Raw genomic sequence first — 12,568 nt, 5'->3', positions numbered from 1 at the left:
TGATCTCTTCCGCAATTCGCGTGGGAGAGGTTTTTTAGTTGGAGAGGGACTACATGACAACAAAAAAAACAAATGTTACTTTAGTTACCATTGCAATTTTTGTGGCCACATTTTTAACTGCCGTTGAAGGTACAATTGTATCAACGGCGATGCCTACAATTGTTGGCGATTTACATGGCGTTAACTTAATGAACTGGATCGTATCCATTTATTTATTAACGAATGCGGTAGCAACGCCCATTTATGGGAAGTTGGCTGATCTTTTTGGGCGAAAACGAATTTTTATTATTGGAATTATGATTTTTATTATTGGGTCAGTTTTAAGCGGAACTGCTAATTCGATGCCTACTTTGATTGGGTGGCGAGCCTTACAAGGAATTGGAGCCGGCTGTATTATGCCTGTTTCAAATACGATTATCGCTGACATTTATCCCTTCGAGAAACGTGCACGTGTGATGGGATTCAATGGGGCTGCTTGGGGAATTGCGGCAATTATCGCGCCATTATTGGGTGGTTTTATTGTTGATAAACTGACTTGGCACTGGGTATTTTTCATTAATGTGCCAATCGGACTTTTGACAGTGTTATTGATCGCTTTGTATTTACACGAGAAACCACATACGGCTGTCGGGAAAATTGATTATTTAGGAAGTCTTTGGCTGACATTGACGTTATTGAGTCTAATGTATGGTTTTCAGATCCTTGGTGAAGCCAACTTTGCTTGGACGTCCGTGATAGTTTGCTTTGTCATTACCTTGGTAGCACTCTACTTATTTATCAATCGTGAGAAACGAGCATCAGATCCGATTATTTCGTTAAAATTATTTAAGAACCGTACTTTTGTCACCCAAAACTTGGCTACGATGCTTGTTTCTGGTTTTTTGATCGGTTTTGAAGTTTATTTGCCGACTTGGACGCAAGGAATTCTTGGCCTACCAGCTTCCTTAGCAGGGTTCGCGGTGACACCAAGTTCGGTAATGTGGATTTTTGGTTCGTTTTTGGCAGGGAAGTTTATTCTTAAACTAACTCCAAAACAGACCTTGATGATTAGTTTGGTCTTCTTACTGATTGGTAGTGCGTGGCTGGCGTTACTTCCACAAACAACCCCATTTTGGTTGTTCTTCGTGATTGCCACCGTGTTAGGTACTGGGTTTGGGATTACCATTACATCGACCACGGTGACTTCACAACGGTTGGTGGCCGCAAAAGATATGGGAGTGGCAACTTCATTTAATACCTTGGCAAGAACGCTTGGTCAAACGCTAATGATGTCCATTTTTGGAATTATTATGAATGGAACTATGAATAAAGGGGTTGCCCATAGTTCAGATCTTAATATTGGCATGATGAACAAGTTAATTAATCCGCAGACGGCTTCATCATTACCAGCCAAACTGATTCCAGAATTACGGACGATTTTGTATCAAGCCTTGCACAATATTTATTTAGCAGGTGTGATCTTAATTATACTGGCCATTTTAATTAATAGTTTGGATTATCGGCATTCAAAAACAACTAACTAAAAAATCGATTTCTGCCTTTAAAAGCAGGAATCGATTTTTTTAGCGTTTTTGAATGGCAAATAAAATTGGCGGATCATTTTGTTGATTAATGAACTGATAGGTTAATACTTGAAAGTCTTTTTGAGGCAATTTTTTTAGGAACTCTTGTAGGGATTCAAGTTCTTCACGCCCACCTGGATGACCATAGTAACTAACGACAACGACTAAACCACCGACACTTAGCATTGATAAACATTGATTGATAGCCGCAATGGTCGTTTTGCCATGGGTTACCACTGATTTATCGCTTCCTGGGAGATAGCCGAGGTTAAAAATAGCTGCTGAAATTTCCGTATCTTCTGGGATATGGTTGTTAATATGTTCATGACCATCCTTGATCAAAGTCGTTTGGGGTAACAATCCAGTCAATAAAAGTTGGGTTTTCGTTTTCTCTAATCCGCTTGATTGAACATCAAATCCATAGACATGGCCAGATTTTCCTACACTGGCGGCTAAATAAACAGTATCGTTTCCATTTCCGACGGTGGCATCAATCACAGTATCTCCTGGGACAACCACTTGATCTAACAAAGTGTGACTATAACGTAATGCTGATTCTAAATTCATTTTTGAACAAGCTCCTTTTTACTTGGTAAAACTAAATAGGCAGTTAATAAGACAATGGTGGTTCCCAAAAGAAAGCCACCAAGTACGTCACTAGGGTAGTGGACGTTTAAGTAAATACGTGAAATTCCAATTAGGATAATAAAAATAAAGGCAATTAGATAAATGAGCCAGCGCTGCCAACTTTTTTTAACCAGCACAGCTGCAATGATAATGATAGTTCCTAAAAGGACTGTAATACCAGTAGAATGGCCACTTGGAAAACTATAGCCCCCAATGGAAATCAGTTTATGAAGGGGACGAGGTCTTTTAATAATTAGTTTGATGGCTTGATTTCCAGAAGTTGCGAGTAAAAGAGCAAGTGCGGTAAAGCTCAGTAATCTAGAATGTTTTTTGTAAAGTAGCCAAGCAACCAAGACTAAAATAAAACCAATGTGCGGTAATGGATTACCTAGAGTTGTTAAGAATAGAAAAAAACTAGTTTTGTTTGCTGTGCGATTTGTTTGAATAAAGCTGGCGATAATTTGATCAAATTGTTTAACCAAATTAGTCTGTAAGTAAACTGAGGCCATCAGACCAATAAAAAGAATAGCAGTGATTAAACCAAAAATGAGCCATAAATGATGCTGTTTAGTGGATGACATAAAATTCTCCTTCTTAACTTTCCTAATGCGCTTCTAGTATATCAGATTTCTATCGGCATCTTGCTTTTTTGTGGTTAGTTTGATAGGATTAATCCATTAATATTAGTTGAAAAGAAATAGTAAGTACAGAACCCTTTTCCAGAAACTATACGGTTAATGTGAGTATGGATTGGAACTGTGCTGAACTCATCTTTTTGGTGATTAATAGTGAAGATAAAGTAGCTGTTAACGTGAATTCGCGTTAAGAATTTGAGAGTTCGACTGACTTATTCAATCGTAAATATAGGTGGTACCGCGGAAACTTCCGTCCTATAAGATATTTTTTGATATCTTATAGGACTTTTTTTATTTTAGAAAGGGTGGAACAAATTGGCATATAATCACGATATAATTGAGCGCAAATGGCAGCATTACTGGCGCGAAAACAAAACATTCAAAACAGTTGAGGATTCAAGCAAGCCTAAATACTATGTTTTGGATATGTTCCCTTATCCTTCTGGTCAGGGTTTACATGTTGGGCATCCTGAAGGTTACACAGCAACTGATATCATGGCTCGTTTCAAACGGATGCAAGGCTACAAAGTTCTTCATCCAATGGGTTGGGATGCATTCGGATTACCAGCTGAACAATACGCATTGAAAACTGGCCATAATCCCCGTGAATTTACTAATCAAAATATTAAAAATTTTAAACGTCAAATTCGCTCACTTGGTTTTTCATATGATTGGGATCGTGAAATTAACACAACCGACCCTAAGTACTACAAGTGGACTCAGTGGATTTTTGAACAATTATATAAAAAGGGATTAGCTTACGAAAAAGAAACCCTAGTTAACTGGGCTCCTGATATGATGGGAGGCACAGTTGTTGCCAATGAAGAAGTTATTAATGGCAAAACAGAACGTGGTGGATATCCGGTTTATCGGGTTCCAATGAAGCAGTGGATGCTTAAGATTACGGCATATGCAGATCGGCTGTTGGATGACTTAGATTTAATTGATTGGCCTGAAAGCATTAAAGAAATGCAACGTAACTGGATCGGTCGTTCAACAGGTGCTAGCGTCAACTTTAAAGTTGAAGGTACAGATGATGAAATTGAAGTCTATACAACCCGTCCTGACACGCTGTTTGGCGCAAGTTACATGGTTATCGCACCAGAACACTCATTGGTCAAAAAGATCACGACAGACGCTCAAAAAGCAGCTGTGGAAGCCTATGAGAAGAAGATTGAAACTAAATCTGATTTGGAGCGGACCGATTTAAACAAAGACAAGACCGGTGTATTCACTGGAGCTTACGGAATTAATCCAGTTAATGGCGAAAAATTACCAATTTGGATTGCCGATTATGTGTTGGCTTCATACGGAACTGGTGCAATTATGGCTGTTCCGGCGCATGATCAACGTGATTGGGAGTTTGCCAAGAAGTTTGATTTGCCAATAAAACCAGTTATTGAAGGCGGCGATGTAGAGGATGCTCCTTACACTGGGGATGGTGTGCACATTAACTCTGAGTTCTTAAATGGCTTGGATAAGGCGACGGCGATTGATAAAATGTTGGCCTGGCTTGAAGATAAGGGTGCTGGGCATAAGAAAGTTAATTACCGTTTACGGGACTGGATTTTCTCACGCCAACGTTACTGGGGTGAACCAATTCCCGTCATTCACTGGGAAGATGGGGAAACAACTTTAGTCCCAGAAGACGAATTGCCACTAAAATTACCAGCAACAAAAGATCTTCAAACTTCTGGATCATACGAAAGTCCGCTTGCTAACCTGACAGATTGGGTTAATGTTGTAGATAAAAATGGTCGTAAGGGCCGGCGTGAAACAAACACAATGCCACAATGGGCGGGGAGTTCATGGTATTTCTTGAGATATATTGATCCACATAATGAAGATCGAATTGCTGATATGGATCTTTTGAAGGAATGGTTACCCGTTGATCTATATATCGGTGGTGCAGAGCATGCGGTCTTACATTTACTTTATGCCCGATTCTGGCACAAAGTTTTGTATGATATCGGAGTTGTTCCAACTAAGGAACCTTTCCAGAGGTTGGTTAACCAAGGCATGATCTTGGGTGATAATCACGAAAAAATGTCTAAGTCTAAAGGCAACGTTATTAATCCAGATGATATTGTGGATCAGTACGGCGCAGATACCTTGCGGCTTTACGAAATGTTCATGGGACCTTTGACTGAATCGGTGGCATGGAGTGAAGATGGCATTCATGGTAGTGAAAAATGGATTGAACGTGTTTGGCGTTTGATGATTGATGAAAATAATCATCCTCGTGATCGCGTGACAACATTTAATGATGGCAAACTTGATAAAGTTTATAATCAGACTGTGAAGAAAGTCACGGAAGATTTTGAACATTTACATTACAACACGGCCATTTCCCAAATGATGGTATTTGTGAACGAAGCGTATAAGGTAGATGCCTTACCTTTAGCCTACATGGAAGGCTTTGTAAAAATGATTTCACCAATTATGCCGCATGTTGCAGAAGAATTATGGCAATTATTAGGTCATAATGAAACCATTACGTATGCTGCTTGGCCAACTTTTGATCCGAAAAAATTGGAAGAATCAACAGTTCAAATCGTTCTTCAAGTGAACGGTAAAGTTCGTTCTCACATGAAGGTTGCTAAAGACACAAGCAAAGATGAACTCGAGAAATTGGCTTTGGCCGATGCAGGTATGCAAGAATGGTTAGATGGCAAAACGATCCGAAAGGTGATTGCCATTCCAAATAAGATTGTGAATATCGTTGTTTAATTCAACTAAATAAACAGATCCAAAAGGCGCCCAGAGCTTATTTCTGGACGCCTTTTTGTTAGACTTGAAAGTAATTCTAGATATGATACGCTAGAACTTAGTATTTTGAAATTATTCAATTGAAAATAGAGGCTTTAAAAAATATGACTATTGATAGTATAGTGGGCAACATCGTTTCAGAAATTAATATGCGGTTGCATCCTCGCACAGATGGAATTAAGTACCAGTTTGAGAGATGCACATTTCCTGTTACATTTACGCGGGATGGCTATAAAGAGGCTGACGGTTGTGCCATTTTTTTAGTAGAAACAGATGGCAGCTATACAGTGACTAAGTTTGAGTCGCGGTACATGGATGTTGAAGATCCCTTGCGGAAAGTCTATCACGGAGCCTATTTTGAATGCGATGAGGAACCGACAGCCATGGACGAGCTCATTGAAGACGTGGCAGCCGGGGTTTCAAAAAATTAATTATGGATACAAAAAAGAACGCCAGACCACTATAAATGGTCTGGCGTTCAGCACTATCTCAACTCCAACTAGTATACCGCAAAGTTTTGAATTTAGCAAAGGCCGTTTTCGTTTTTTTAACGATCCTCGCTCATTTCTTTATATTTTCTTACGAAATAAATTAAAATTTGAATTGCCTTCAAGGCATGATAAAATAGTTAAGATTGAGTAATTGAAAGCAGGTCAACAAATTATGTCTGAAGAACCTCAAAATAACCAACAAACAACTAGCGCGGGATTTCAACCGTTGCGAAACACTAATAAAGAATCTAGTTCAAAAGATAAAATGATCGAGGGATCAGCCTGGATGACGGCGGGAAGTATTTTTTCTCGGATTCTGGGGGCAATCTACATAATTCCCTGGGTGATTTGGTTTGGTAGTATGAGTGATAACGCGAATGCGTTGTTTGCTAAGGGATATAATATTTATAGTTTTTTCCTAATTGCTGCGATTGCGGGGATTCCCTCTGCAATCGCCAAACAAGTTGCGCATTATAATACAATCAATGAGTTTGCGGTAGGACAACGACTGTATAAACGCGGGTTGTTACTATCCGGAGCCACTGGGATCATTTGCGCGTTAATTCTGTACTTTGGTGCACCGGTGCTTTCGAGTGGGGATGTGAATGTGATTCCTATTCTGCATTCGTTAGCCTGGGCAGTTTTGGTTATTCCCACAATGAGTTTAACCCGGGGCTTTTTCCAGGGGTATCAGGAAATGGCACCGTCTGCGATTTCGCAGTTTGTCGAACAGCTAGCCCGGGTAGTGTATATGTTAGTTACTGCGTTTCTAATTATGAAAGTGCAGCATGGTAATTGGGTCAGCGCAGTTTCGCAGTCTACGTTTGCAGCGTTTATTGGTGCCATTGGGGGAATGTTAGTGCTTGTTTTCTATTATTTGCGCCATCGCAGTCGTTTGCGAGAGTTAGCCCAAAATAGTAAACAAGAGTTAGCGATTCCAACAAAACAACTCTATAAAGAAATTATTGCACAAGCAACACCATTTATTATTATTGGCTCGGCAATCACCATTTTTCAACTGATTGATCAGTATTCATTCTTTAGTATTATGAACCACGTCTTCAACTATTCGACCTCACTTGTGAATACCCTTTACGCTGATTTTGCGTTTAACTCGAATAAATTAGTGATGATTGTTGTTTCTTTGGGCTCGGCAATGGCCATTACAGCTGTTCCAATGCTTTCAGAGGCAAAAACGCGTGGGGATAAACGGGAAATTAATAGCCAGATTACGGATGCTTTGTTACTATTTGCATTCTTTATGATTCCCGCAGCTTTAGGGATGGCAGCTGTAGCCCAACCGCTAAATACATTATTTTATCACTATGATGTAGTTGGGACCTCCATTTTGGAGGTTTCTGCCTACGTTTCCGTCATTCTAGGGCTCTTTACCGTTATCTCGGCAATTATGCAGGGGGTTTCCGAAAACGTGCGGGCAGTCGCTTATTTTGCGATTGGCGTGGTTGTGAAGCTTGTCCTTCAGTATCCGCTGGTCGCTTACTTAGGAGCGATGGGGCCAATCCTTTCGACAGGAATCGGATTTTGTGTGGTTAGTTGGCTGATCTTACGCCATTTAAATCAAGAATACGGAATTGGTTTTAAACGAATGAGTAAACCAATTTCTGGGATCCTCGGGTTTAGTTTATTGACATTTATTGTTGCTTTTGCAGTCGTTCGGCTGGCTTATTTGTTCTTGGATCCGTACAGCAAGATGATAGCAGTAGTCGTTTGTGTTTTAGCAGCTTGCCTAGGCGGTTTTGTCTATTTATACGCGACATTAAAGACAAGGTTGGCAGATTTCATGCTGGGATCCAGAGTGGAACAAATTCGACGATTATTGAGAATTCATTAAGGGGTGAATTATGCGAGTTGATAAGTTTTTACATCAAATGAACGTGGGCACACGAAACCAGATTACCCAGCTGATTAAAAAAGGGAAAGTGACCTTAAATACCCAACGTGTCCGTAATGGGAAAACTCAATTAGATCCTGCCCAAGACTTAGTTAAACTGGGTGAACAGGAAATTAAGTATCAGGTTCACTATTATTATTTACTAAATAAGCCACTAGGTGTGATTTCGGCTTCGACTGATACTCACCAAAAAACAGTCATGGATATATTCAATAAATCAGATTATCGGCCGGATTTGTTTCCGGTCGGGCGCCTAGATAAAGATACGGAAGGACTATTGCTGATTACCAATGATGGCGACCTTGCACATAAATTATTGTCACCAACTCATCATATTAAAAAAACTTATGAAGCAACGGTAACCGGCAAATTAGATGATGCAGTAATCGAGAAGTTTGCTAAGGGAATTGAACTAAAAGACGGGACCCAACTTTATCCGGCTCGCCTTGAAATTTTGGATTATAACAGGATGGAAGATACAACAACTATTCATGTTGAAATTCAAGAGGGCAAGTATCATCAGGTACGCAGAATGTTTGGTGCAGTAGGGCAAAAGGTTGTCAATCTACAGCGAATTCAGATGGGGACCCTTTCTATTGACGAAGGGTTACTACCCGGAAATTATCGTGAACTAACTCAAACAGAAGTTGACGATTTACTAAAATTAACCGAATAAAATTAAATTAAAAGACTCCTTAGTGAATTTGAGAATTCGCTAGGAAGCCTTTTTTGCTGATTAGTCATTTTGGTTAGAAAACTGCGCCATCGTTTGAGGAATCTGTTTGATAAGTTGGTGGGGTAAAACAACATACTGAGTTTTACCAACTTGATCGGCAATGAAGCTGTGAAGATAAACAGCACTTAAAATACTCTTAGTTTCATTGTCAGAAAACTGAGTTACAAAAGCGCCAACCATGCCGGCCAGAGTGTCACCCATTCCACCAGTTGCCATTTCTGGGCCACCAATTAGGAGCTGATAGGTTTCATGATTCGTATAAACTTCTGTGTGATGCTTTTTTAGGATTACCGTGGCATTTAGCTTTTGTTGAGCCGCATGATTATTTGCTTCTGATTGTTCCTTAATGGGAATACCAGATAGTCGTTGCCATTCCATTTCATGCGGGGTAAAGATAATATGAGCCTGAGGTAGCACTAAATGATGGGTAGCAATTAAATCAATGGCCGAGCCATCAATTATCAGTTTTTGATTGGCTTGAATGTTTTGAAAAACAAATTGTAAAATTTCTAAAGAAGATGGCGTTTCACCGAGACCCGAACCAATCACGACACCATCCACTTTTTTTAGTATGGTCTGAATCGTTTGCTTATCAGTGAAATCAATCACCATGGTTTCAGGTAGTCGGGCGTGAAGGCTCGTAAAATTATGGGGGTCAGTTGCAGTCGTAACCAAACCACAACCTGAGTAAACGGCGGCACTACTCCCTAAAATAACTGCTCCCCCAAATTGGGCATTACCGCCAATGATTAATAATTTTCCAAACGAACCTTTATGGGTCTGTGTTGCCCGTTTTTTAATCGTTTCTTTTACTAACGTTTGTGTGATCGTCTGCATGGCATTATGCCTCCTTAGGGTTAGTATAACGAAAATAAGGCGATAATAAAAACAAGAAGAGCCTTTTACTATAAGATTTCGTAAACGCTTGCTATAATAAAGTTAAATAATCAGGAAGCGAGATGAGTCACATGCAAGATCAACAATATAAAAATATTTTGGTTGGGATTGACGGTTCAGAAACTTCAATGAGGGCTTTAGATAAGGCAATCGATGCAGCTAAACGAAATCAAGCAAAACTGTATATTGCTCAAGTTTTAAAACCACGGCAATCTTCAATAGGGCAGTCGTCATTAGGTTTTGGCGTTGTTGAAACTGATGTTGACGAAAATAATCGATTGAAAGAGCAACAGGAAACCATTGACGGAATTGTCGCGCGCGTTCAAGGCGAAGGTGTTGAACAAGTGACTGGCATTGTAAAAATTGGTAGTCCACACGAAGAATTGGCCAAAACGATTCAAAGGGAGAACCAAATTGATTTAATTTACATTGGGGCAACTGGCGCAAATCGGGTTGCACAAATGTTTTTGGGATCAAATTCGGCCTATATTTTGGAACACTCTTTGGCAGACGTCATGGTAGTTAGATAAAAATTTACAAATAAATTCAGAAAATTAATGGTGGATCGGTCATTTAAATAAGAAAACGACTGGTCCGCTATTAGTTTACGCAAAAAAGAAAGCTGGTCTTATTAAACTAACCAAAAGAGAGGGGGAAAGCCGAGATTATCTCGGTTATTCAAATATGAAATTACTAATTGTACTGGAAAATGTAAAAATGGATGGTGTGAAACGGGCCGCAACGGTTGTAGGTAACGCACTCACCGAATATGTGGATGTGACTTACTACTCGTTAGAAGATGTGGCACCTTATTATGAACTGGATGCTGAATTAGTAATTGCAAAACGCCCAGCACCGGGACATATTCTAAATTATTTTGGTGAGAAGCCTTATGAAAGATACCAACCCCAAATTGAGGACTTATGTAATTATATTCAGGCTGAAAAATTTCAAACCGTTATTTTACCAGCAGGATTAACAACAAGTTTTGCTCCGTTAATTAAGGCCCAAATTCCTGAAATTCATGTCATTGCGTGGATGCATAATAATTATAAAACTTATCTAACGCAGTATTATCAGTTAATGAAATCTGAATTTATTCAGGGATTAAAAGCAGCGGATGTTGTGGTAGTGCTAACTGAATCTGATTATTTGAATTATCGCCAATTTAATAAAAACACAGTCAAAATTTATAATCCTCTCACAATCGTGGCTGAAGAACGAGCTGACTTAAAAGCCCACACCATTGCGTTTACGGCTCGTATTTCCATTCAACACAAAGGAATTGATTTTTTACTGGAGGCCGCCCAATATTTACCAGATGATTGGAAAATTGCCATGGCAGGAGAGGGTCCCGAATCGGAAATGAAGATCTTCAAACAATTGATCGCTCAATTTGATGTGGCAGATAAAATCATTTACCGTGGAGCGCTTAAAGACGAAGCCTTACAGGCCCATTATGAGACTGCCTCTATTTTTGTATCTACTTCGCGATGGGAAGGGATGCCCTTAGTCATTGGTGAAGCTATGGGATTTGGGTTGCCAATTGTTGCGATGGAAAATACAGGTTCAAAAGAATTCTTAGGAAAAAATGAATATGGAGTTTTAACTAAAGCAAAGGATGTTCCAGATTTTGTTGAATCCTTAAATAAGCTGATAATAAGCGAACCACTCAGACAGCTTTATGCTAAGAAGTCATGTGAACGGATTCGAAGCTCTTTTATGGTGGATACTATTATAAAACAATGGCTAACAATTCTTTCTTAAAAAAAGAAGTAAAAAATGAAAAATAGCATTGAAAACATCGCAAAACTTCGATATGGTATGAGTATAGCGTTTACAATTATAGTGAACTAGGAAAGTCGATGGTTTGAAATGTATAAATTAATAGTTAGTGATTTAGATGAAACTTTACTTAGCAGGGATGGAAGCATTTCTAATGAAAATATCGCTGCAATTAAGGCCGCTTCCGAAAAAGGTGTAAAATTTGTTCCTAATACAGGGAGAGGATTTGCCTCAGTTCAACCCTTATTGAAAAAGTTGTCCTTATTTCAAAAGCCTGATGAATTTGTGATTTCATACAATGGGGGTGCGATCATTGAAAATCAGGACAACCGTGTGTTACAGACAAATGAAATGACGTACGAAGAAGCCAAAGGTGTTTTTGATATTACATCGCAATATCCACACAATGATACACATGTTTATACATTAAATAAGTTGTATATTTATAATCCTCGTGAGGAAGATTTGGCTTATTTGAAGCCTCGTCATGTTGAGTATAAAATTATGACTGATAAGGATTTTTCAATTTTTAAAAACGAAAAAATTATGAAAGTCATCACGATGAATCCAGATGAAAAAGCTCTCCATCCAGTGCATGATAAGGTAATGGCAGCTTTTGATAATCAATTAAACGCTAGTTATTCTTCTGGAATGTACGCCGAATTTAATCATTTTAGTACTGATAAAGGAACGGCCTCATTAGAGTTAGCCGAATCTTTGGGAATCAAAAAAGATGAAGTTTTGGCCTTAGGAGATAATAGCAATGATTTACCAATGTTGCGGAAAGTAGGGATGCCAGTTGTTGTGTCTAATGGGACAGATGAGGCGAAAAGCATTGCTAAATATGTGACCAAAAATAATTATAAAACTGGTGTGGCAGAAGCAATCCATAAGTTTGTTTTGGACTAAAATTTCAAGAATGGAGGTTTCTTGTGCAAAAAGCAGCGATAATTGTTATTCCAGCTTTGGTTGCGATTGGGCTAATTTTGATAACTGAATTTGTTAAGTTGCCTTTTTGGCTTTTAGTTATCTTATGGATTCTCGGTTTTTTATTCGCGATGCTTTCAGTTGTCTTGATCGAATTAAAAATCAGAATGGCCGCTCTAAAACGGCACCAAGCGGAACAAGACGAAGAAGATCGACCTTAAAGTAAA

The 12,568-nt window shown here is 39.0% G+C and carries 12 protein-coding genes and 1 other annotated feature; of the genes, 9 read left to right on the top strand and 3 right to left on the bottom strand.

Going from position 1 to position 12,568, the window contains the following annotated elements; genetic code table 11:
- Positions 1-53 precede the first annotated feature (53 nt).
- On the top strand, positions 54-1,523 hold the full coding sequence (locus ACLHK8_RS03185; protein WP_063696986.1) for an MDR family MFS transporter: 1,470 nt from the start codon (positions 54-56) through the stop codon (positions 1,521-1,523).
- A gap of 39 nt (positions 1,524-1,562) precedes the next feature.
- On the opposite strand, the gene ACLHK8_RS03180 is transcribed toward ACLHK8_RS03185, so the two are convergent.
- The gene (locus ACLHK8_RS03180; protein ID WP_063696988.1) at positions 1,563-2,129 is read right to left on the bottom strand and encodes a tRNA (mnm(5)s(2)U34)-methyltransferase; all 567 of its coding nucleotides are present in this window, start codon (positions 2,127-2,129) and stop codon (positions 1,563-1,565) included.
- Entirely contained in the window at positions 2,126-2,770 is a 645-nt protein-coding gene (locus tag ACLHK8_RS03175) for a phosphatase PAP2 family protein (RefSeq protein ID WP_063696990.1), read from the bottom strand. The genes ACLHK8_RS03180 and ACLHK8_RS03175 overlap by 4 nt, the downstream gene beginning before the upstream one ends.
- 97 nt (positions 2,771-2,867) lie before the next feature.
- Positions 2,868-3,085 (top strand) — a binding site (T-box leader).
- 54 nt (positions 3,086-3,139) lie between these two features.
- Here ACLHK8_RS03175 and leuS point away from each other — a divergent pair.
- From leuS to ACLHK8_RS03155, 4 genes are all read left to right on the top strand, one after another.
- On the top strand, positions 3,140-5,554 hold the full coding sequence (gene leuS, locus ACLHK8_RS03170) for a leucine--tRNA ligase (RefSeq protein ID WP_057774863.1): 2,415 nt from the start codon (positions 3,140-3,142) through the stop codon (positions 5,552-5,554).
- A gap of 143 nt (positions 5,555-5,697) precedes the next feature.
- Positions 5,698-6,024 (top strand): hypothetical protein, encoded by a 327-nt coding sequence (locus ACLHK8_RS03165; RefSeq protein ID WP_057774860.1) that lies wholly within the window; start codon positions 5,698-5,700, stop codon positions 6,022-6,024.
- A gap of 232 nt (positions 6,025-6,256) precedes the next feature.
- Complete coding sequence (locus tag ACLHK8_RS03160) at positions 6,257-7,936, top strand: putative polysaccharide biosynthesis protein (RefSeq protein WP_063696992.1); 1,680 nt, start codon at positions 6,257-6,259, stop codon at positions 7,934-7,936.
- A gap of 10 nt (positions 7,937-7,946) precedes the next feature.
- Positions 7,947-8,672 carry a pseudouridine synthase gene (locus tag ACLHK8_RS03155; RefSeq protein ID WP_063696994.1) on the top strand — a complete coding sequence of 242 codons (726 nt, stop codon included), beginning with the start codon at positions 7,947-7,949 and terminating at the stop codon, positions 8,670-8,672.
- Positions 8,673-8,732: 60 nt separating this feature from the next.
- Here ACLHK8_RS03155 and ACLHK8_RS03150 read toward each other — a convergent pair whose 3' ends face one another.
- Positions 8,733-9,569 carry an NAD(P)H-hydrate dehydratase gene (locus tag ACLHK8_RS03150; RefSeq protein ID WP_063696997.1) on the bottom strand — a complete coding sequence of 279 codons (837 nt, stop codon included), beginning with the start codon at positions 9,567-9,569 and terminating at the stop codon, positions 8,733-8,735.
- Positions 9,570-9,700: 131 nt separating this feature from the next.
- Here ACLHK8_RS03150 and ACLHK8_RS03145 point away from each other — a divergent pair, with 131 nt between their 5' ends.
- The 4 genes from ACLHK8_RS03145 (at position 9,701) to ACLHK8_RS03130 (ending at position 12,562) form a co-directional block, all read left to right on the top strand.
- Positions 9,701-10,159: a universal stress protein gene (locus tag ACLHK8_RS03145; RefSeq protein ID WP_057774849.1), complete on the top strand. Its 459-nt coding sequence runs from the start codon at positions 9,701-9,703 to the stop codon at positions 10,157-10,159.
- A 154-nt stretch (positions 10,160-10,313) separates the two neighbouring features.
- Positions 10,314-11,396, top strand: a complete 1,083-nt coding sequence (locus tag ACLHK8_RS03140; RefSeq protein ID WP_063696999.1) for a glycosyltransferase — start codon at positions 10,314-10,316, stop codon at positions 11,394-11,396.
- Positions 11,397-11,504: 108 nt separating this feature from the next.
- Entirely contained in the window at positions 11,505-12,323 is an 819-nt protein-coding gene (locus ACLHK8_RS03135; protein WP_063697002.1) for a Cof-type HAD-IIB family hydrolase, read from the top strand.
- A gap of 23 nt (positions 12,324-12,346) precedes the next feature.
- Positions 12,347-12,562 (top strand): hypothetical protein, encoded by a 216-nt coding sequence (locus ACLHK8_RS03130; protein ID WP_082854819.1) that lies wholly within the window; start codon positions 12,347-12,349, stop codon positions 12,560-12,562.
- Positions 12,563-12,568 lie beyond the last annotated feature (6 nt).

Origin of the sequence: Pediococcus sp. M21F004 (assembly GCF_051122535.1) — a bacterium.
Taxonomy (GTDB): domain Bacteria; phylum Bacillota; class Bacilli; order Lactobacillales; family Lactobacillaceae; genus Pediococcus; species Pediococcus inopinatus.
This window is presented reverse-complemented; position numbering and strand designations above follow the sequence as displayed.